Origin of the sequence: Streptomyces sp. BA2 (assembly GCF_009769735.1) — a bacterium.
GTDB lineage: Bacteria > Actinomycetota > Actinomycetes > Streptomycetales > Streptomycetaceae > Streptomyces.
Window position 1 is genome coordinate 2523390 of sequence record NZ_WSRO01000002.1, and the last position, 19465, is coordinate 2542854.

Annotated in this window: 19 protein-coding genes; 8 read left to right on the forward strand and 11 right to left on the reverse strand. The window is 71.3% G+C overall.

Going from position 1 to position 19465, the window contains the following annotated elements; genetic code table 11:
* Positions 1-28: 28 nt before the first annotated feature.
* The 4 genes from E5671_RS14030 to E5671_RS14045 form a co-directional block, all read right to left on the reverse strand.
* On the reverse strand, positions 29-1075 hold the full coding sequence (locus E5671_RS14030; RefSeq protein WP_160504302.1) for an aminotransferase class V-fold PLP-dependent enzyme: 1047 nt from the start codon (positions 1073-1075) through the stop codon (positions 29-31).
* Positions 1076-1160: 85 nt separating this feature from the next.
* Positions 1161-1868 (reverse strand): DsbA family oxidoreductase, encoded by a 708-nt coding sequence (locus tag E5671_RS14035; RefSeq protein ID WP_160504303.1) that lies wholly within the window; start codon positions 1866-1868, stop codon positions 1161-1163.
* A 77-nt stretch (positions 1869-1945) separates the two neighbouring features.
* Complete coding sequence (locus E5671_RS14040) at positions 1946-2434, reverse strand: GNAT family N-acetyltransferase (protein ID WP_237330577.1); 489 nt, start codon at positions 2432-2434, stop codon at positions 1946-1948.
* Positions 2435-2469: 35 nt separating this feature from the next.
* A complete protein-coding gene (locus tag E5671_RS14045; RefSeq protein ID WP_160504304.1) occupies positions 2470-3495 on the reverse strand; it encodes a GlxA family transcriptional regulator in 1026 nt (341 codons plus the stop codon).
* 71 nt (positions 3496-3566) lie between these two features.
* Between E5671_RS14045 and E5671_RS14050 the strand changes: the two genes are divergently transcribed.
* Positions 3567-4979 carry an MFS transporter gene (locus tag E5671_RS14050; RefSeq protein WP_160504305.1) on the forward strand — a complete coding sequence of 471 codons (1413 nt, stop codon included), beginning with the start codon at positions 3567-3569 and terminating at the stop codon, positions 4977-4979.
* 117 nt (positions 4980-5096) lie between these two features.
* Here E5671_RS14050 and E5671_RS14055 read toward each other — a convergent pair whose 3' ends face one another.
* Positions 5097-5705: a DUF1349 domain-containing protein gene (locus tag E5671_RS14055; RefSeq protein WP_160504306.1), complete on the reverse strand. Its 609-nt coding sequence runs from the start codon at positions 5703-5705 to the stop codon at positions 5097-5099.
* A 5-nt stretch (positions 5706-5710) separates the two neighbouring features.
* The gene (locus E5671_RS14060) at positions 5711-7240 is read right to left on the reverse strand and encodes an aldehyde dehydrogenase family protein (RefSeq protein WP_160504307.1); all 1530 of its coding nucleotides are present in this window, start codon (positions 7238-7240) and stop codon (positions 5711-5713) included.
* Positions 7241-7376: 136 nt separating this feature from the next.
* On the opposite strand from E5671_RS14060, the gene E5671_RS14065 reads away from it, so the two are divergent.
* The 6 genes from E5671_RS14065 to E5671_RS14090 all read left to right on the forward strand — a co-directional run bounded on the left by E5671_RS14065 (position 7377) and on the right by E5671_RS14090 (position 13413).
* Positions 7377-8147 (forward strand): IclR family transcriptional regulator, encoded by a 771-nt coding sequence (locus E5671_RS14065; protein ID WP_160504308.1) that lies wholly within the window; start codon positions 7377-7379, stop codon positions 8145-8147.
* Between the two features lie 11 nt (positions 8148-8158).
* On the forward strand, positions 8159-8632 hold the full coding sequence (locus E5671_RS14070) for a GNAT family N-acetyltransferase (RefSeq protein WP_160510176.1): 474 nt from the start codon (positions 8159-8161) through the stop codon (positions 8630-8632).
* A gap of 252 nt (positions 8633-8884) precedes the next feature.
* Positions 8885-9874 carry a hypothetical protein gene (locus E5671_RS14075; protein WP_160504309.1) on the forward strand — a complete coding sequence of 330 codons (990 nt, stop codon included), beginning with the start codon at positions 8885-8887 and terminating at the stop codon, positions 9872-9874.
* Positions 9871-11160: a sensor histidine kinase gene (locus E5671_RS14080; RefSeq protein ID WP_336605751.1), complete on the forward strand. Its 1290-nt coding sequence runs from the start codon at positions 9871-9873 to the stop codon at positions 11158-11160. Before E5671_RS14075 ends, E5671_RS14080 begins: the two co-directional genes overlap by 4 nt.
* Positions 11161-11192: 32 nt before the next feature.
* Positions 11193-11861, forward strand: coding sequence for a response regulator transcription factor (locus E5671_RS14085; RefSeq protein WP_160510178.1), 669 nt, complete (start codon positions 11193-11195; stop codon positions 11859-11861).
* A 103-nt stretch (positions 11862-11964) separates the two neighbouring features.
* Complete coding sequence (locus E5671_RS14090; protein WP_160504310.1) at positions 11965-13413, forward strand: peptidoglycan D,D-transpeptidase FtsI family protein; 1449 nt, start codon at positions 11965-11967, stop codon at positions 13411-13413.
* Positions 13414-13477: 64 nt separating this feature from the next.
* Here E5671_RS14090 and E5671_RS14095 read toward each other — a convergent pair whose 3' ends face one another.
* Both E5671_RS14095 and E5671_RS14100 read right to left on the reverse strand, forming a co-directional pair.
* Positions 13478-14296, reverse strand: a complete 819-nt coding sequence (locus E5671_RS14095) for an HAD family acid phosphatase (protein WP_160504311.1) — start codon at positions 14294-14296, stop codon at positions 13478-13480.
* A gap of 141 nt (positions 14297-14437) precedes the next feature.
* Positions 14438-15028 (reverse strand): TIGR03086 family metal-binding protein, encoded by a 591-nt coding sequence (locus tag E5671_RS14100; protein WP_160504312.1) that lies wholly within the window; start codon positions 15026-15028, stop codon positions 14438-14440.
* Positions 15029-15184: 156 nt separating this feature from the next.
* Here E5671_RS14100 and E5671_RS14105 point away from each other — a divergent pair, with 156 nt between their 5' ends.
* Entirely contained in the window at positions 15185-16417 is a 1233-nt protein-coding gene (locus E5671_RS14105) for an MFS transporter (protein ID WP_160504313.1), read from the forward strand.
* Here E5671_RS14105 and E5671_RS14110 read toward each other — a convergent pair.
* From E5671_RS14110 to E5671_RS14120, 3 genes are all read right to left on the reverse strand, one after another.
* Complete coding sequence (locus E5671_RS14110; RefSeq protein ID WP_160510179.1) at positions 16392-16847, reverse strand: hypothetical protein; 456 nt, start codon at positions 16845-16847, stop codon at positions 16392-16394. The genes E5671_RS14105 and E5671_RS14110 overlap by 26 nt on opposite strands.
* Before the next feature lie 15 nt (positions 16848-16862).
* Positions 16863-18206 carry a S28 family serine protease gene (locus E5671_RS14115; protein WP_160504314.1) on the reverse strand — a complete coding sequence of 448 codons (1344 nt, stop codon included), beginning with the start codon at positions 18204-18206 and terminating at the stop codon, positions 16863-16865.
* A 69-nt stretch (positions 18207-18275) separates the two neighbouring features.
* Positions 18276-19442: a hypothetical protein gene (locus E5671_RS14120; RefSeq protein ID WP_160510180.1), complete on the reverse strand. Its 1167-nt coding sequence runs from the start codon at positions 19440-19442 to the stop codon at positions 18276-18278.
* Positions 19443-19465 lie beyond the last annotated feature (23 nt).

Sequence of the window (19465 nt, forward strand, 5' to 3'; positions counted from 1 at the left end):
AGCGCCCCGCCGCCCGGCGCGCCAGGGTTCAGCCGGAGAGCACGTCGAGGATCCGGTCCACGTCCGCCTCTGTGTTGTACAGATGGAACGAGGCTCGCAGGTGCCCCGCCCGCGCGGCCGTGATGATCCCGGCCCGGCTCAACTCGGGCTCCCTGTCGGCGAGTCCGGGGACGGAGACGATGGGGGACGCGCCGGGCACCGGCACGTGGCCGAGCTCCGCGAGCCCGGCGCGGTAGCGGGCCGCCAGCGCGGTGTCGTGGGCGTGCACCGCTTCGACGCCGGTCTCCTCCAGGTACGCCAGGGCCGCCGCCGCTCCGTGGTACGCGAGGAAGGCGGGAGGTTCGTCGAAACGGTGTGCGTCGGGGGCCAGTTCCGACAGCGGGCCGTACGTGGAGTTCCAGGTGTCCGCCGCCGCGAGCCAGCCGCCGTGCAGCGGGACGAGGGTCTCCTGCGCCTCCTCGCTCACCGTCAGGAACGACGTGCCGCGCGGGCAGAGCAGCCACTTGAAGGCGCCGGTGACGGTGTAGTCGTACAGACTCGCGTCGAAGGGCAGCCAACCCGCCGCCTGCGTCGCGTCGTTGAGCGTGCGGGCCCCGTGGGCGGCGGCGGCCTCGCGCACCGCCGTGTCGTCGGCGAGACAGCCGTCGGCCGACTGCACGCCGGAGTACACGACGAGGGCAGTGGTGGGGCGGATCGCGTCGGCGAGGTCCTCAAGGGGCGCGTAACGGAGCTTGAGGTCGCCGCGGACCACGAAGGGGTTGATGATCGAGCTGAAGTCGCCCTCGGGGAAGAGGACTTCGGAGCCGGGCCGCTGTGACGCGGCGATCAGCCCGGCGTGGACGGCGACCGATCCGCCGTTGGCCACGCGCGCGTGCGGCACGCCGACGAGCCGCGCGAAGGACTCACGGGCGGCCTGCACTATCTCGAAGTCGCCCGAGCCGCCCCGTCTGCCCGCGCCGTTCTCGGCCGCGAGGCGCTGGATCGCCTCGACGGCCCTGGCGGGCAGCAGACCGCAGCTCGCCGTGTTCAGATACGTCGACGTGGGCGCGAACTCGGCGCCATGCGTGATCCCCATGGGATCAACTCTCGCGCCCGTCCGCGCCCACGTCCATCACCGATGTGTGAAGGCGACCGGTGAGTACCGCTTACGCGTCGTCGCTTCAGGCCTGCGGGACGGCGCAGCCGTCGGGGCCGCAGGCGTCGCCGTCCGCGAGCGTGGTGAGCGGTGAGCGGCTGTCCCACGCCTGCTCCAGAGCCTGCGTGAAGACGTCGGCGGGCTGGGCTCCGGAGACGCCGTACTTGCGGTCGAGGACGAAGAACGGCACGCCGTTCGCGCCGAGCTCGGCGGCCTCGCGCTCGTCGGTGCGTACGTCGTCGGCGTAGCGGGACGGGTCGGCGAGCACCGCGCGGGACGCGTCCGCGTCGAGACCGGCCGCGACGGCGAGCTCCACGAGGCGCTCGTCGTCGTCGAAGACGGAGCGCTCCTCGGCGAAGTTGGCCCGGTAGAGGAGCCCGAGCAGCTCGTCCTGCCTGCCCTGTTCCTTGGCGAAGTGCAGGAGGCGGTGCATGTCGAAGGTGCTGCCGTGGTCGCGGCCCTCGGTGAGGTAGTCGAGGCCTTCGGATGAGGCGTTCACGCCGAGGTTCCGCTCGGCCTCCTGGGCCTGCTCCTCGCTCATGCCGTACTTCTTGGCGAGCATCGGGATCACGAGCCCGCTGTCGCCCTTGGCGCGCGAGGAGTCGAGCTCGAAGGAGCGGTGCACCACCTCGACGTCGTCGCGGTGCGGGAAGGCGGCGAGTGCCTTCTCGAAGCGGGCCTTGCCCACGTAGCACCAGGGGCAGGCGATGTCGCTCCAGATCTCGACGCGCATGTGACTAGCTCTCTTCAGGTCGAACGGTAGTACGGAGGGTCCCTCCGGTCAGTTGAAGAACGTACGACCTGCCCCGCTCATTCCCCGGCGGGCAGGTCCGTCAGGCACAGCCGCATCCGCAGGTGAGTGCTCGCGCCCTCGCCCGGGTCCTCGGGCCGCCAGCCGTGGCGTACGTAGAAGGCCTGGGCCCGGCGGTTCTCGCGGTGGACGTCCAGGGAGGCCTCCCGGATGCCGTCGGCCCGCCACTCCTCCACGCACGCGGCGTGCAGGTCCGCGCCGACGCCCGCCCTCCAGTGGTCAGGATCGACGTGGAACTGAAACAGCACCACCGTGTCCGCGGCCTCGCCTTCCGGCGTACGGAACGACGCGAGGCCCACGATCAGGCCCTCGCGGACCGCGCACAGCACATGCCCGCCGCGGCGCTCGATGCCCGCCTGCCACATCGCCGTCCCGTCGACGGCTTCGTCCGGCAGCCCCTCGGGGTAGTACGTGGCCCGGGCGCGGGCGTGCAGGGCCGCGAGGGCCGGGGCGTCGGCGGTGACGGCGCTGCGTATGACGGTCGGCATCACGGTCCGCATCGTCGTGGGGAGTGCTGAGTGGATCACGCTGCGATAGACGTGTTCCGGACGCTTTGAGTTCCGAGGCGGCTGAACTGGGCGCGGTAGGCGCTCGGCGTGAGCCCGGTGCGGCGCACCAGGTGGCCGCGGAGCGAGTCGGCGGTGCCGAGCCCGCAGGCCCGCGCCACCTGGTCCATGGAGAGCGAGGTCGTCTCCAGGAGCTCCTTGGCCCGCTCGATGCGCTGGTGGAGCAGCCACTGCAGCGGGCTCACCCCGCTCTCCGCGTGGAAGCGCCGGGTGAGGGTGCGCACGCTGACGCCCGCCTGCCGTGCGAGGTCGGCGAGCGTGAGCGGCTCGTCGAGGTGGCGCATGGCCCAGCCCCGGGTGTCGGCGCAGGCCTCGCCGCGCTCGGGAGGGAGCGGGGTCTGGGTGAACTGGGTCTGGCCGCCGGGCCGTACGGGGGCGACGAGCGCGGCCCTTGCCACCTGGTTGGCGACGGCAGCCCCGTAGTCGGTGCGGATGATGTGCAGGCACAGGTCGATCCCCGCCGCGTACCCGGAGGACGTCATGACCTGCCCGTCCTCCACGTAGAGGACGTCTCCCTTGAGGTCGAGCGCGGGGTAGCGGCTGCGCAGCTCCTCGGCGAGCTGCCAGTACGTGGTGGCGCTGCGCCCGTCGAGCAGTCCCGCCTCCGCGAGCACGAAGGCACCGCTGCAGATGGACGCGATGCGCCGGCCCGCTTCGGCGGCCTCGCGGACGGCGGCGACGGTCCGCGGGTCGGGCTCGTAGCGGTGTCCGGTGCCCGCGACGAGGAGGGTGTCGGCGTCGCGCACTGCGTCGAGCCCGTGCTCCACCTGGAGGCTGAGCCCGCCGGTGGTGGCGATGGTGCCGGGCTGCGGGGTGCAGACGACCACCTCGTACCCGGGTCCACCGTCCACCTCGACCTTCTCGAAGAGCATCTCGGGGATCGCGAGGTTGAACATCGATACGGGCGAGGGCGCGATGACGGCGACGCGGTGGGGCGGCCGCTGGGCGGGCTTCGACCGGTGGGCGGGCTTCGGGCGGCGCATGGCCAGAACCTCCGGAGGTATGGCATTCAGGCCACTACTGTAGTCACGCCGCCGTCCGCAGACTCATGGGCATGGCAACGAACGACCTCACCGAAGGCTCCCGCCCCACAGGGCGGTTGACGCAGCAGGCGCAGCAGGCACCCCACCCCGTGCCCGGCCGCGACGACAAGCGCCGGACGTCCCCCGGCCTCACTCTCACGGCCGCCATGCTCGGCTTCGCCCTGATCACGCTCGACGCCTCCGTGGTGAACGTGGCGCTGCCCGCGATCGGCGACTCGCTGGGCGGCGGCATGTCCGGGCTCCAGTGGGTCGTGGACGCCTACACCCTCGCCTTCGCCGCCCTGATGCTCTCCACCGGCGCGCTCTCCGACCGGATCGGCGCGACCCGGGCGTACGCGATCGGCATCACGGTGTTCACGGCCGCCTCGGTGGCGTGCGGGCTCGCACCGTCGCTGCCCGTCCTGATCGGCGCGCGGGTGGTGCAGGGCGTGGCGGCCGCGGTGGTGCTGCCCGCCTCGCTCTCCCTCGTGCGCCAGGCCTACTCCGACGCGGCCAAGCGGGCGCGCGCGGTGGCCCTCTGGGCGGCGGGCGGTTCGGTCGCGGTGGCCCTCGGCCCGGTCGCGGGCGGTGCGTTGACCACGGCGTGGGACTGGAGCGGCATCTTCTTCATCAACGTACCGCTGGGCGCGGTGGCGCTGGTCCTGCTGCTGCGGGCCCCGCGCTCGGAGCGGCGGCCCGCGCCCCTGGACGTGCCGGGGCAGCTGCTCGCGGTCCTGACGCTGACGGCCCTGACCTTCGCCGTCATCGAGGGCGGTACGACGGGTCTGTTCGCCCTGGTCGTCGCGGTGGCGGCGGGCGTGGCGTTCCTGCGGACGGAGGCGCGGCAGGCGCACCCGGTGGTGCCGCTGGGTCTCTTCCGTGACCGCACGGTCGCTATCACCGTCGCGGCAGGGGCCGCGTGCAGCGTCGCCTTCTACGGTCTCGTCTTCGTCTTCAGCCTCTTCTTCCAGGAGGTGCAGGGGCGTTCGGCGCTGTGGGCCGGACTGATGTTCCTGCCGATGACCGGGCTCATCGCGGTCACGAACGTCGTGGCGGGGAAGCTGGCGGCGCGGGTCGGTCCGCGGACGCCGATGCTGGCGGGGCAGGCGGTCGCCGTACTGGGCCTGCTGGCGCTCTTGTTCGCCGACGCATCGACGCCTGCGCTCGGCCTCGCGTTCCTCATGGTGCCGCTGGCCCTGGGGTGCGCGCTGACCATTCCGCCGCTCACCGCGGCGATGATGGAGGCGGTGCCCGCTGACCGGGCAGGCCTGGCCGCGGGGGTCCTCAACTCGGCCCGCCAGGTGTCGGGCGGCCTGGGAATCGCGGCCTTCGGGGGCTTGGTGGCGGGGGACTTCGTCTCGGGGATGCGGGTGAGTCTGCTGATCGCGGCGGGGCTGCTGGCGGTGACGGGGGTGGCGACGCTGGGCTTGCGGCGCGGACGCTGATTTTCCCCAACCCCGCCCCTTCCCGAAAACCCGCTGGCGCGGGGGCCTTGGTTGCCCTCATCACCGGCTTCGCCGAGTTCGTCCTCAAACGCCGGACGGGCTGGAAGTTTCCGGACCTTACGACCCGTCCCTGAGGCCCTGGGGCCAGTTCGGACGGAACTCGATTCCGTCGTACGTCACCACGCACCCCTCCCCCACCGGCGACTGCGCCATGAACCCCACCAGCGCCGCGCCCGCCGTCTTCTCCTCGCCGAGGGAGAAGATCCTGACGAACGTCCACCGCTTGCCGTCCAGTGACGCGTGGAACGCGAACGCCGAGCCCGTGCGGCTGATGCGGAGCCAGACGCTGCTGCCGTCCACCACGAACGCATTCGCGTCGTCGGAGCGGCCGCGGGTGACGACCGTGCAGACCGTCGCCTCGTCCGGCGACCGCTCCAGGCAGAGCTTGGCCCACTCCCGGTCGCCCACGTGCAGGTACAGCACGCCCGCGTCGAACGCCGCCGCGAAACCGACCGTCACCCGCGCGATCAGCTGGAAGTCGCCCTCGGGCGCGCCGAGGAGGCGAGGCGCGTCCGACGCGGGGTCGAGCGCCTCGCCCGTCGGCGGCACGAAGCGGTCCTGCCGGCAGCCCGCCCAGCCGGTGAGCACACCGTCCTCGTAGGACCAGTTGCCGTCGGGGCCGTACGTGCGCAGGGAGAAGGGCAGTTCGGGGATGTTGACGTCCATGGGCGTCAGTGTTCCAGGCGCCCGTCGTAGCGCCGCGGCAGCCCCAGCGGGTTGTCGTCCCGCAGCTCGGGCGGCAGCAGTGCGGCAGGCGTGTTCTGGTACGCGACAGGGCGCAGCCAGCGCTCGATCGCCGTACCGCCCACGGAGGTTGAGGTGGACGTCGTCGCGGGGTACGGCCCGCCGTGGTGCTGCGCGGGCGCCACCGCGACCCCGGTCGGCCAGCCGTTGACCAGCACGCGCCCGGCCAGCGGCGTCAGTTCGGCGAGCAGCGCGGCCCCACGCCCCTCGCCCGCGGCCTCCTCGGCGGACAGCTGCACCGTGGCCGTGAGGTTGCCGGAGAGCCGGGCGAGGGCGGCGGTGATCTCCGCGTCGTCCTCGTAGCGCGCGACGACCGTCACCGGGCCGAAGCACTCCTCCAGGAGCAGATCGTGCTCGCCCTCGGCGGCGAGCTTCGCCGCGGGGACCGTCAGGAAGCCCGCGCTCACCGTGTGCTCGCTGCCCGCGCCCGGCGTCACCGGCGCGTCCACGTCCGGCAGTTCGCCGCGCTCGCGCACGCCCGCCACGAAGTTGTCCCGCATCCGGTGGTCGAGGAGCACCCCGGCCTCGGTGTCACTGACGGCCTCCGTCAGGGACTTCAGGAGCCGGTCGCCGCCCGCGCCCGCCGGCGCGAAGACCAGGCCGGGCTTGACGCAGAACTGGCCCACGCCGAGCGTCATCGAGCCCGCGAGGCCCGCTCCGATCTCCTCCGCGCGCTCGACCGCGGCGGCCTCGGTCACGACGACCGGGTTGAGGGAGCCGAGCTCACCGTGGAAGGGGATCGGCACGGGGCGCGCCGCCGCCGCGTCGAAGAGGGCGCGGCCGCCGCGGATCGAGCCCGTGAAGCCCGCGCCGGACACGAGCGGGTGCTTGACGAGCTCGACTCCCGCGTCGAAGCCGTGCACGAGGCCGACGACGCCCTCGGGGATGTCGTGCCTGGCCGCGGCCCGCCGCAGCGTCGCGGCCACCAGCTCGGAGGTGGCCGGGTGGTCCGGGTGCGCCTTGACGACCACGGGGCAGCCCGCGGCGAGCGCGCTCGCGGTGTCGCCGCCGGGGACGGAGAAGGCGAAGGGGAAGTTGGACGCGGAGTAGACGGCCACGACGCCCAGCGGGATCTTGTAGCGCCGCAGGTCCGGGATGGGCGGCGTAGCGCTGCTGTCGGGGTGGTCGATGACGACGCCGAGGAACCCGCCCTCGTCGACGACATCGGCGAAGGCCCGCAACTGGAAGCAGGTGCGGGCGAGTTCACCGGTGAGCCGGACGGGACCGAGCGCGGTCTCCGCGTCCGCGGCCTCCACCAGGTGGTCCTTGGCCGCGTCGAGCAGTTCGGCCGCGGAGCGCAGGAAGGCGGCGCGTACGGTGCGGTCGGCGAGGGCGTCCTGGGCGGCGAGGGCGGCGCGTACCGTCTCGTCCACCTCTTGGGCTGTGGCCTCGACCGCAACCTGTTCGCGCTGCTTCCCGGTTCGGGGGTCGACACTCCAGACTGGTGTTGCTGCCACCGCGGGCTCCTCCAGAGGTGATGCCTCAGATGTGCTGCCACCCACCTGGGCTGTTCGATATGCTGAACACTGTCTCCGATGATGAATAGCGGAGGCTTCGGAGACTATTTCTCGTCGAACTAAGGGGTCAAGGGCGATGTCGGCTGGCGAGACTGGCGGGGCACAGGTCAAGTCCGCTGTGCGGACGGTGGAGTTGCTCGAATATTTCGCGGGACGTCCCGGAATGCACTCTTTGGCCGCCGTCCAGGAAGCCGTCGGGTATCCCAAGTCCAGCCTCTACATGCTCCTTCGTACGCTGGTGGAGCTGGGCTGGGTCGAGACGGACGCGACGGGCACGCGGTACGGGATCGGGGTGCGGGCCCTGCTGGTCGGCACCTCGTACATCGACGGTGACGAGGTGGTGGCGGCGGCGCGGCCGACGCTCGACCGCCTCTCGGACGACACCACGGAGACGATCCACCTGGCGCGCCTCGACGGCACGAACGTCGTCTACCTGGCCACGCGCCAGTCGCAGCACTACCTGCGGCCCTTCACTCGGGTGGGCCGCCGCCTTCCCGCCCACTCGACGTCCCTGGGCAAGGCGCTGCTCGCCACCCACACCGACGAGCAGGTCCGCAAGATGCTTCCGGAGACGCTGCCCGCGCTGACCGAGCACACGATCACCGACCGCGAGAAGCTGATCGAGGAGCTGCGCACGGTCCGCGAGCAGGGCTTCGCCGTGGACCGCGAGGAGAACACGCTCGGCCTGCGCTGCTTCGGCGTCGCGATCCCGTACCGCACGCCGGCGCGGGACGCGATCAGCTGCTCCGTACCGGTGGCACGGCTGACGCCCGCGCACGAACAGATGGTGAAGGACGCGTTGTTCGACGCGCGGGACCGACTGACACTGGCAACTCGTAGGCTCTGACCATGGTCAGTATGGATGTCACTCTGCGCCCGGTCCACGACAGCGATCTCCCGGTCTTCTACCGGCAGATGAACGATCCCGAGTCGAACCACGTCGCCGCGTTCACCTCGCCGAAGACGGCGGACTGGACGCTCTTTGAAGCCCACTGGAAGGGGCTTCGGGAGTCGGCCGACGTCGTCGCGCGCACGGTCCTCGCGGACAGTGACGTGGTGGGGAGCGCGGCGGTGTACGGAGAGCCCGGCGAGCGGGAGGTCACGTACTGGATCGACCGCTACTACTGGGGCCGGGGCCTCGCCACGGCCGCCTTGCGTGCGCTCCTTGCGGAGGTGCCGGAGCGTCCGCTGTACGCGCGGGCGGCGGCGGACAATGCGGGGTCCCTGCGGGTGCTTGAGAAGTGCGGCTTCCGGGTCACGGCCCGGGCCAGTGGGTTCGCGCATGCGCGGGGGGCGGAGATCGCCGAGGACGTGCTTGTGCTGGAGGGCTGAATTGCTCTGGCGCGGGGGCCTTGCTTGCCGTCATCACCGGCTCCGCCGAGTTCGTCCTCAATCGCCGGACGGGCTGAATTTCAGCCCGTCCGGCGATTGAGGACATCTTGTCGGGGGTCCAGGGGGCGGAGCCCCATGGTTTCGGGAAGGGGCGGGGGTGGGGGAAAGAACAAACCCCCTCCCCCGCACGGCGGACCCAGATCATCGTCACGCAGGACGCCCCCCGGGCCTCGCCCCGGGAGCGTAGGGACCATGAGCCCGACCCGCCGCACCCTCCGCACCATCGCCATCCTCGCCGCCCTCCCCTACCTCACCCTCAAGATCGCCTGGATCGCAGGAAGCCACATCGGCATCCCCGAGGGCAGCAGCCTCCTCGAGCACCGCACCACCATGATCTTCGCCAACACCCTCACCCTGCTGATGGACGCGAGCGTCATCCTCCTCGCCCTCCTCCTGACCCGCCCCTGGGGCCTGCGCACCCCCGCCTGGCTGCTCGCGTTCCCCATGTGGGCCGCCACCGGTCTCCTCACGCCGATCATGGCCGGCTTCCCCCTCCAGCTCCTGGTCAAGGCACTCGGCGGCAGCGTCTACCGCCCCTCTGCGGACAGCGGCGGCAACCGCGCTTTTCTCGACGAGTGGGTCTTCGGCGTCGTCTACGGCGGCTTCATCCTCCAAGGCCTCACCCTCGGCGCCCTGTTCGTCCTCTACACACGGGATCGCTGGGGCCATGTGTGGCGGGGCCGTGTCCAGGATCTCCCCCGCACCGTCCCGAACGGCACCCGCCGCCTCGCCCTCGCCGCCGCGCTTCTCGCCCTCGCCCCCGCCACCCTCAACATCCTCTGGGCCACCGGCTCCACCTTCGCCCTCAACGAGGCGCGGATCGACGAGCGTACGACCGACTTCTACGTCCTGGAGGGTCTCGACCTCCTCTACCTCTGCGCCGCCGTGAACGGCGGCCTCCTCCTCGCGTTCCGACAAGGGTCCGCACTGACCGTCAAGCTGCCCGTCAAGGTGCCGCTCGCCCTCGCCTGGCTCGGCTCGGGCGCGGTCGCCTGCTGGGGCGGCTGGCTGCTGTTCGCCTCGCTCGGCGGCGTCGACGACATCGCCGAGCAGCCGACGACGCCCATGATCCTGACTTACGCTGTGCGGGTGATCATCGGGACCCTTGTGGTCATTCTCGGCGTGCGGTTCTTCAAGGAGCGGGCGGGCGCGGCCACTTCGGAACCGCGGGTCTCCGCGTGAAGGCTTCCACGGCAGCCCTGACGGCTCTGTCGGTCCTGTTCGGGCGGCGGGCGCGGCGTCGGTGGATCCATCTGATCCTCGGCGGCGCCCTCGCCATGCCGTACGTCTTCGTGGGCTCGGTCATCGTCGGGCCGCTGCTCGGCGACGACATCCTCCTCGGCTCGCTGACCGCTCAACTCGGCGCGTTCGTCGTGGGGTTGCCGCTCGCCGCGATCACCGCGCTGTTCCCGCTCACGCGGCCCATGTCGGTGGCCGCCGTGCGCGCGCTGTGCGACGTGCCGGGTGACGCGCTCGCCGACGGGCCCGCGCGGTCCCGGCAGGCGCGCGGACGCACCGTCGGGTGGTTCACACTGCACCTCGGGTTCGGCGGGATCATCAGCGGAATGTCCCTCGCGCTACCGCCGTTCGCCGCGGTGCTTGTCGCGGTGCCGTTCGCGGCGGTGCTGTGGGACAGCCGGATGGGCATGCCCGAAGTCTTCGGCGAGGGCTGGATGCTGGCGCTCTCCCCGGTCATCGGGATCCTCTCCCTCGTCGCGCTCGCGGGGTGCGCGGCGGCGGCCGGCGGCCTGCTCGCGCGCTGGGCGCCCGAACTCCTCGGGCCGTCGCCCGCCGACCGGCTCGCGGCGGCCGAGCAGCGCGCCGCGGACCTCGCCGTACGCAACCGCCTCGCGCGGGAGCTGCACGACTCGGTGGGCCACGCGTTGAGCGCGGTCACCCTCCAGGCGAGCGCCGCCCGCAGGGTCCTCGACCACGACCCGGAGTTCGTCCGCGATGCCCTTGCCGCCATCGAGGAGACGACCCGGCGCACGGTGGGCGAACTCGACGCGGTCCTCGGGGTGTTGCGGGAGGGCGGCGGCGACCAGGCAGGTCCGACCGCTCCCGCCCCCACCCTCGCCGCCGACCTCGACGGGCTCCTCAAGCGCACCCGCGCGGGCGGCCTGCGGGTGCGGGCCACGGTCGAGCTCGGCCCCGAGGGCCCGGACGCCCTGCCCCCGATGGTGTCCCGCGAGGCCTACCGCATCGTCCAGGAGAGCCTGAGCAACGCGCTGCGGCACGCGGGCCCCGACGCCCCGGTGACCCTGAGGATCGCCGTGGACGACATCGACCTGGAGATCATCGCGGAGAACCCGCTGCCCGACGGCGCCCCCGCGTCCCGCCCCGGCGGCGGCCACGGCCTGCGCGGCATCACCGACCGGGCCAGGCTCCTCGGCGGCACCGTGCGGGCAGGCCCCGCCGACGGGGTGTGGCGCGTGGACGTACGACTCCCCCTGAAGGGGCCCGCATGACGACCGACCTCCCGAAGGGACCCCCCGCACACATGACCGGGACAGCCGAGGCCCCCGTCCGCATCGTGCTCGCCGACGACGAGCGCATGGTGCGCACCGCCCTGCGCGTGATCCTCTCCGCCGAGCCCGACCTGGAGGTCGTCGGCGAGGCGGCGAGCGGCGCGGAGGCGGTGTCCGTCGTGCGCGAGACGAAGCCGGACGTGGTGCTCATGGACGTACGCATGCCGGAGATCGACGGCATCCGGGCCACGGAGCAGATCCTGCGGACGCAGGCCGACCCGCCGCGCATCGTGGTCGTGACGACCTTCGAGAACGACTCCTACGTGTACGAGGCGCTGCGCGCCGGGGCCTCCGGGTTCCTGCTCAAGCGGGCCGACGCGGACTCGCTCGTGCAGGCGGTGCGGCTCGTGGCGCGGAGCGACTCGCTGCTCTTCCCCGCGGCGGTGCGCGCCCTGGCCGCCGAGCACGCGCGCGCGAAGCCCGCCCCGCCGGCCTGGGTGGCGAGGCTGACGGGGCGCGAGAGCGAGGTGCTGCGGCTGATGGCGGCGGGCCTGACCAACGCGGAGATCGCGGGCCGGATGGGCGTGGGCCCGGCGACGGTGAAGACGCACGTGGCCGGGGTGCTCGCCAAGACGGGGGCGCGGGACCGCACGCAGGCGGTGATCGCGGCGTACGAGGCGGGCTTCATGAACACCGACTGACCCCACGGTCGCGGCGTCTGTGCAGTCGCTCGCAGTATGAGGAATCTCTAAGAAACCCGGCAGAACGGAACGAATACCTCCGCACCGCTCGTCCTTTTACGGGATGAACAAGACGATCAGGCAAGCCTCGGTCTTCACGCTGCTGCTCGTGGTCGCCCTCCTGGTGCGGGCGACGTGGGTGCAGTTCTACGACTCGAAGGCTCTCGCGGACGACAAGCTGAACCGGCGCAACGCGATCGAGCAGTACGCGAACCCGCTGGGCGACATCATCGTGGGCGGTGACGCCGTCACCGGCTCCGAGCGGACGAAGGGCGGCGACCTCAAGTACAAGCGCACCTACAAGGACGGCGACCTGTACTCGTCCGTCACGGGCTACAGCTCGCAGGTGTACGGAGCCACGCAGCTGGAGGGCATCTACAAGGACGTCCTCGACGGCACCGACAACCGGCTGAAGAACCCGCTGGACACGGTCACCAACAAGCGAGCCGATCCGGGTGACGTGATCACGACGATCGACCCGGCGGTGCAGAAGGCCGCGTACAAGTCGCTCGGCGACAAGAAGGGCGCGGCGGTCGCCGTCGACCCGAAGACGGGCAAGATCCTCGGCATGGTGTCGACTCCTTCGTACGACCCCTCCGACATCAGCGGTTCCACGGACTCCAAGGAGTGGCAGGCGCTCCTGAAGGACAAGGAGAAGCCGATGGTCAACCGCGCGCTGCGGCAGCCGCTGCCGCCGGGTTCGACGTTCAAGCTGGTCGTCGCGGCGGCGGCCCTGGAGGACGGGCTCTACGGCTCGGCGGACACCAGGACCGACAGCCCGAACCCGTACACGCTGCCCGGCACGAGGACGGTCCTGAAGAACGAGAGCGCGAGCGCTCCCTGCGAGGACGCCTCGATCCGTACGGCGCTGCAGTACTCGTGCAACAACGTCTTCGCGAAGCTGGCCGTCGACCTGGGCCAGGACAAGGTCAAGGCGATGGCCGAGAAGATGGGCTTCAACACGGAGAAGCTGGACGTGCCGGTGCGGGCGTCCGAGAGCGTGTACCCGTCGGACATGGACAAGGCCCAGACGGCGCTGACCGGCATCGGCCAGTTCGACGTGACGGCGACGCCGTTGCAGATGTCGATGGTCACCGGGGCGATCGCCAACGGCGGTGAACTGGTCTCGCCGCACATGGTGTCCCAGATCACCGACTCGAACGGCGATGCGCTCGAATCGTTCGACGACGCGGACTCCGAGCGTGTGATGAGCGAGGACACGGCGAGCCAGCTGCAGTCGGCGATGGAGACGGTCGTCGAGAAGGGCACGGGCACGAACGCGCAGATCAGCGGCGCGGACGTGGGCGGAAAGACGGGCACGGCCCAGCACGGCGAGAACAACAGCAAGACGCCGTACGCCTGGTTCACCTCGTACGCCAAGGGCAGCGACGGCAAGGAGGTCGCGGTGGCGGTCATCGTCGAGTCCTCGGACGCGGCGAGGTCGGAGGTGAGCGGCAACGGCCTGGCGGCGCCGATCGCGAAGGCGATGATGTCAGCGGCGCTCACGTCGTGACCGCCGGTGAGCGGTCGCGGGGTGCCGGTGAACGGTACGGCACCCCGCGGAGCTCGGCGCTTGTCTAATCGACGAAGTACGTCGGGTTCGGCAGCTTGTACGTCTTGTCGGCGTACCCGCCCGCGAGGTCGGAGACCTGGTCGCCGAAGCTGCCGACGATGTTGTAACCGGTCGACTCGATGTGCTTGCGGGTGCCTTCCTTGAACTGCACGGTGCTGCACTCCCACTTGGCGGGCGTGGCGCAGTCGCTCAGGTAGGCGGGCGGGGCCGTCTTGTTCTTGGTGAAGACGTGCGTGGTGTCGAGCTGCGTGTCGTATCCGGCCCCGGCGAGGTTGGTGACGGCGCCCTCGCGCTGCGACTCGCTCAGGCCGGTCAGGAAGAAGACCTCGACGCCCTTGCTCTTGGCGTACTTGACGAGTTCGGGCATGCCGAAGACGGCGGGGCGCTCGGCCGCCTTCACGTACGCGTCCCATGTGGCGTTGTCGTACGTGTAGTTGGTGGTCTTCTCGTAGTCGAAGCTGAGCAGCGAGGTGTCGTCCACGTCGAGGACGATCGCGGGCTTCTTGCCGTGGCCGCCCCTCTTCGCACCGTGGCCGCCGCCGTGCGCGGCGGCAGCCTTCCTGATGTCCTTCTTCGCCTTCGCCTGGATGCGTGCCAGATCCTTGGCGTACGGACTGTCGGGCGAGGACCGCCAGACGCCGTCGGCGTCCTGGTACGCGCCGTAGTAGTCGTCGATCTCGCCGACGAGCAGGCCGATGTTCTGGGGTTCGGCGGTGTGCCGCGCCGCTGCGTTGTCGGCGGTGGCGGCGCCGGTGCCGTACAGCGCGGCGCCGGCGACGGTGCAGGCGGTGGCGATGCCCGCCATCCGTAGGGACTTGCGCATGGGTTCGTTCTCTCCGGATCAGAGTCAGGGCAGGTCAATGCTTGTCTACGCGCACTGTCTACGCGCATCACACGCTGCCCCGCGAGACCCTTTACCCGATCAATACCTGATCCGGAGAAAGCCTGGGGACTACGCCCCGGACTACGCCCCGGGCCGCGCCCACCCCGGGTCCCGGCCGCTGAGACCGATCACGCGGTCGAGGAGCGGGGCGGTGTCCGGCACCGGAACCGCGGCCCCGAACAGGCTGTTCCCGGAGTCGTCGCCCTCCTGGGGCGTGAGCAGCCCCTGGGCCACGCGGAGGCTCGCCTCGTCAGGTGCGTAGGCCTGCCCCGTCGCGCGGGCCAAGTCCCAGCCATGGACCACGAGTTCGTCCATGGCCACGGCCCCCGCGACGGCACCCGGCAGATCGATGCCGCCCGCCCGGGTCATGCCCTCGTACGCGGCCGGGTCGCGCCACGCCTCCACCAGCTCGTCGAGCAGCTTCGGCAGGGCGGCACGCCACTCGGGGCCGACGTCCGGCACGGCGCTGCCCGGGTCCTGGTCGAGGTGGGGCCCGAAATCCTTGCGCGCGGCGTCCCGGAACGCACCGGTCAGACCGACCAGATGACCGAGCAGATGGCGAACCTGGTACTCCGGGCAGGGCGTGGGCCCCGCGAGCTGCTCGTCGGTCACGCCTTCCGCGACGGCCGCCACAAGCCGGGCCTGCGGCGCGAAGTCGATCGCCTCTGTCATGAATCCTCCCGATTCCCGGCGGCCCAGCACACAGTGGACCGCGGTCCTGCCCTGTAGACCGGCCCCGCCCCCGGAACTCATCGCCGAAGCCGAGAGGCCGATCTACCGCACCTGCCTTATGCCGAACCGAGGCCCTTAGAACCACGATCGCCTGCCATGACACCTGCCATGACACCTGCCGCGACATCCACGATCACGCGGGTCCTGCGCAACCGCGACGCGAGCCTCTGTCTGGGCGCGGTGGTGGTCTCCGGTTTCGGGAGCTCCGCGATGTGGCTGGTCTCCGGGATCTGGGTGAAGGAGCTGACCGGATCGGACGGCCTTGCCGCGCTCTGCACCTTCGCCCTCTGGGCCCCGGCCCTGATCGGCCCCCTCCTGGGCACGGTCGCCGACCGCACCCGCCGCAGACCCCTGCTCATCGGCACGAACCTGGCCCTGGGCGCCCTGCTGACCTCCCTCCTGTTCGTCGACTCCACGGGCACCCTGTGGATCCTCTACGCGGTGCTCTTCCTGTACGGGGCCTGCGGCGCCGTCACCGACGCGGCGGAGGCGGCCCTGGTGACGGCGGCGGTCGGCAGGGATCTGACGGGTGACTTCAACGGCCTGCGGATGTCCGCGAACGAGGGCGTGAAGCTGATCGCGCCACTCGCGGGAGCGGGCCTCTTCGCGGCCTGCGGAGGCGCCGAGGTGGCACTCCTGGACGCCGCCACCTTCGTCCTCGCGGCCGGAATGTTCACGCTGCTGCGGATACGCGAGCACGCACCCGCCCGCACCGCTCTGCACTGGCGCGCCCAAACAGCGGCAGGCGCAAGCCACTTGTGGAGCACCCCGCAGCTACGCCCCCTCGTCACAGCGGGCGGCCTGACGATGCTGACGTCGGGAATCAGCGGGGCAGCCGTCTACGCGGTCGTGGAGGGCCTCGGCCACTCCCCCGCGTACACAGGCGTGTTGTACGTGGTGCAGGGCGCGGGTTCGGTCGCGATCGGCGTCGCTTCGGGGGCGCTGATGCGGCGCTTCGGAGGGCGCCGTTTCGGCGGGGCCGGCATCGCGCTCACCGCACTCGCCGCGGCCCTGCAGGCGCTGCCGTACAACGCGACGGCCCTGGCGGGCAGCCTCGCCAACGGCCTCGGGCTGCCCTGCGTACTGATCGCGGGCATGACGGCGGTGCAGCGCGAGACACCGCAGGCGCTCATCGGCCGGGCGGCGGCAACCGCGAACACCCTGATGTTCGCACCGACGGCACTGGGCATAGCTCTGGGCGCGGCCCTGGTCGAGACCATCGACTACAGCATCCTGCTGCCGGCACTCGCGGGAGCGCGACTACTGATCGCCGCGCCCCTCCTCAAGTCCCGTTCAACGCGCACTACTTCACATCGGCCCAGCGCTTGACGTGCGCGACGGCCTGCGCCAGCTCGGCGGGCGGCAGCTTCTCGATGGCGTTCACGTGGTTGGCGCCGGGTGCGAGGTACCGGTACGAGTCTCGCTTGCTGGGCATGAACTTCTCGGCGCTCCAGGGGTCGTTCTCCGCGTAGATGAAGAGCATCCGCTCGCCCTTGGTCCTCACCCAGCGATCGACGTCGGCGACGGTCCCGCCATCGTAGGTGCCGCCGCGCATGGCAGGGGGGAGCAAGGAGTCGGGGTGCCGCAGGCCCGGGTAACGGCGGAGGCCGTCGAGGTGGTCGAACTCCAGGTTGGCCCACCCGAGTTGCGTGGCCGCCTGCCGATCATGGGGGCCGCCTCGCACCCCAGCTTGATGATCACCGGTGTACGGATCGTAACCTTGATCACTACTGTCGCGACAAGCACAAGAGCCCCAAATGCCCCTAAATGTGCGTCACTTCACATCCGCCCAGCGCTTGATCGTCGCGATGGCCTCGGCCTGTTCGGCTGCCGGGAGCTTGGCGATGGAAGCGCCGTGGTTGGAGGCAGGGGCCTCGTAGCGGTAGGAGTCGCGGTGGCTCGGGGTAAATTTTTCCGCGCTCCACGGGTCGTTCTCGCCGTAGATGAACATCATCCGCTGACCGCGGGTCTTCACCCAGCGGTCGACGTCGGCGATGGTCCTGTTGTTGTACGAGCCGCGCATGGCCTCGGGCAGCACGGAGTTGGGCTGGTAGATGTCCGGGTAGTGGCGGACGTCCTTGAGGTGGCTGAACTTCAGGTCGGCCCAGCCGAGTTGGGTGGCGGCCTGGCGGTAGTAGGGGCCCGTGCCGTTCGTGCCGAGGGTCTCGTCCTGGTAGACGCTGAGGCCGTGCTTCTTCGACCAGTCGTAGAGCTCGTCGTCGCCTGCCTTCTTGGCGTCGGGCACGGTCGGGCAGTTGTCGACGGTGCCGCTCTGCCAGAAGTTCCACACCTGGTCGAGGACCGCGAACTCGTAGGCGCGGTCGGTGGTACCGAGCGTCTCCTCGAAGGTGTCGCCGTTCGCCTTGGCGTCCGCCTCGAACTTGGGGAGCAGCGCCTCGCGGCGTACGAGCATCTCCCGCTGCACGGCGTTGAGCGCGGTCCGGCATTCGGCCGTGCCGACCGTCCTGAAGAACCGCTCGTAGCCGCTGTCGTCCCTGTTGTTGGCGTCGTTCGGTGCTACGAAGGCGACGACCGCGTCAAGGTCTTCGGGGTAGAAGCGCTCGTGGTACGTCGCCGTCATGCCGCCCTTGCTGGCGCCCGTGCCGAGCCACTTGCCCTTCTCGATGCCGCGCAGCGCCTGCGTGAGGCGGTGCTCGTCGGCGGCCTCCTGCTGGACGGTGAGCTTGGACCAGTCGGAGCCGGCCGCGCCCGAGGGGCGGGACCGCTCGAAGTAGCGGTGCTCGACGCTGACTTGGTTGGCGTCGATCAGCTTGGTGAGGGCTGTGGTGTTGGACGCCAGGGTGTAGCCGCCGGTGTAGAGCACGGTCGGCTTGTCCGTGGCCTTGTGCCAGAGGGTGGCGCGCTGCGTGAACGTGCCGGCGCGCGGGTTGCCGTGGTCGACGGGCTGGGCGTACGTGAGCGTGTAGAAGGGGTAGCCCTCCCTGTCGGCCACGGAGACGACCTTCATGCCGGGGATCTTCTCCAAGCGCTCCCTGATGTCGGGCGCGGCAGCCTGTCTCCCATCCGTCTGCGCGGCGGCGGGCACGGCCCCGCCCAGTACCGCCGCGCCTGCCATGAACCCGGCACAGACCAGCGCCGATATCCCCTTGTTGCGCACCTTGTCTCCTCGTACTGGAGCGAATGGTTGCGCGGATGGTAACCGTCTTCACTTCGCGGGCGACAGAGGCTATTTGAGCTCCGACAGGGCCTTTCGCACCTGCGCGAGATCCGCGTCGGACGCCAATCCCACGTGGTAGAGCCGCAGTTCGTCAGCCCCCAGCTCGGCCGCCTGCTCGGCGTCGGCGGCGAGGGTGGCGGGGCTGCCGCCCATGCCGGAGACGATCGTGAAGTTCGCGGCGAGGGTGGTGCGGTCGGTGCGGTACGGGGCGAACGCCGTCAGGGCGTCCGCACCGCCCGTGCAGGGCACGACCACGCCGTCGGCCACGGAGAGGATGTGCTCCGGGTCGACTCCGGCGTTGGCGCCGCAGTGGTAGGTCACCGGGTCGGCGTGCAGCAGTACTTGGAAGCCGTCGGGGGCGGCGGCGCGCACGGCCGCGATCGCCGCCTCCTGGAGCGTGCGGGCGGTTTCCTCGCGCCACGCGCGCGTGGCGGCGGCCGGCTCGGCACCCAGGAGCTTCTCGACCGTCTCCCACCCACCGGAGGGCTCATCGCCCCGCCACGCGGGCTCCAGGGCACGGCGGACTCCGGCCGCCAACTCATCGGCGGCGAGGCCCTGTCGGGCGTACCCCTCACGGCAGTCCGCGCAGAAGCACAGCGACATCAGGTACTGCCCCGCCTCGCCCAGCGTCACCCCCGCGGTCTTGTCGTGGGCGTGCAGATGCGCGAGGCCGTACCAGCCCAGGGACTCCAGCTCGGTGCCGCGCGCGCCGGGACGCACGGCGGCCTCGGCCGCGAGGTCGGCGAGGTACGCGCGCGTGGCGGGCTGTGCGATGCAGGGCGCCCAGGGGTAGCGGTCTCCGTAGGCGTTGACGACGGAGGTGTCCGGATGGTCGGCGCCCATACGGGAGTTGTGGGCGAGTACCACCCAGGTGTGCACGTCGAGCCCGGCGGCCGCGAGCGCGTCGGCGGCCTCTCCGTAGGCGTCCCCCGGGGCCCAGCTTCCAGCCGCGTACGGCCGCAACTCGCGCCCCTCCCATCGGCCGCCGGGCTCGTACAGGACCGCCGCGTGCTCGGCGGTGACGATGCGGTGGCGCGGGTGGCGGGGGGTCAGCGCGCGCGTGGAGTGGTAGGCGGAGGCGAGGGTGACCTGCTGGACGCCGAGGTCCGCGACGCGGGCGGGGGCGGCGGGGTCGCCGACGACGTCCCAGGGATAGAGGAAAGCGGAGGCCCTCATACGACTCACGCGGCTCACGCGGC

What these genes read in the sequence shown, in the direction of transcription:
- E5671_RS14055 (WP_160504306.1), bottom strand. Translation starts at nt 5,705, where the DNA reads ATGGACGTCAACATCCCCGAACTGCCCTTCTCCCTGCGCACGTACGGC.
- E5671_RS14040 (WP_237330577.1), bottom strand. Translation starts at nt 2,434, where the DNA reads ATGCCGACCGTCATACGCAGCGCCGTCACCGCCGACGCCCCGGCCCTC.
- E5671_RS14030 (WP_160504302.1), bottom strand. Translation starts at nt 1,075, where the DNA reads ATGGGGATCACGCATGGCGCCGAGTTCGCGCCCACGTCGACGTATCTG.
- E5671_RS14075 (WP_160504309.1), top strand. Translation starts at nt 8,885, where the DNA reads ATGAGCCCGACCCGCCGCACCCTCCGCACCATCGCCATCCTCGCCGCC.
- E5671_RS14045 (WP_160504304.1), bottom strand. Translation starts at nt 3,495, where the DNA reads ATGCGCCGCCCGAAGCCCGCCCACCGGTCGAAGCCCGCCCAGCGGCCG.
- E5671_RS14050 (WP_160504305.1), top strand. Translation starts at nt 3,567, where the DNA reads ATGGCAACGAACGACCTCACCGAAGGCTCCCGCCCCACAGGGCGGTTG.
- E5671_RS14035 (WP_160504303.1), bottom strand. Translation starts at nt 1,868, where the DNA reads ATGCGCGTCGAGATCTGGAGCGACATCGCCTGCCCCTGGTGCTACGTG.
- E5671_RS14105 (WP_160504313.1), top strand. Translation starts at nt 15,185, where the DNA reads ATGACACCTGCCATGACACCTGCCGCGACATCCACGATCACGCGGGTC.
- E5671_RS14100 (WP_160504312.1), bottom strand. Translation starts at nt 15,028, where the DNA reads ATGACAGAGGCGATCGACTTCGCGCCGCAGGCCCGGCTTGTGGCGGCC.
- E5671_RS14070 (WP_160510176.1), top strand. Translation starts at nt 8,159, where the DNA reads ATGGATGTCACTCTGCGCCCGGTCCACGACAGCGATCTCCCGGTCTTC.
- E5671_RS14065 (WP_160504308.1), top strand. Translation starts at nt 7,377, where the DNA reads ATGTCGGCTGGCGAGACTGGCGGGGCACAGGTCAAGTCCGCTGTGCGG.
- E5671_RS14090 (WP_160504310.1), top strand. Translation starts at nt 11,965, where the DNA reads ATGAACAAGACGATCAGGCAAGCCTCGGTCTTCACGCTGCTGCTCGTG.
- E5671_RS14120 (WP_160510180.1), bottom strand. Translation starts at nt 19,442, where the DNA reads ATGAGGGCCTCCGCTTTCCTCTATCCCTGGGACGTCGTCGGCGACCCC.
- E5671_RS14085 (WP_160510178.1), top strand. Translation starts at nt 11,193, where the DNA reads ATGACCGGGACAGCCGAGGCCCCCGTCCGCATCGTGCTCGCCGACGAC.
- E5671_RS14095 (WP_160504311.1), bottom strand. Translation starts at nt 14,296, where the DNA reads ATGCGCAAGTCCCTACGGATGGCGGGCATCGCCACCGCCTGCACCGTC.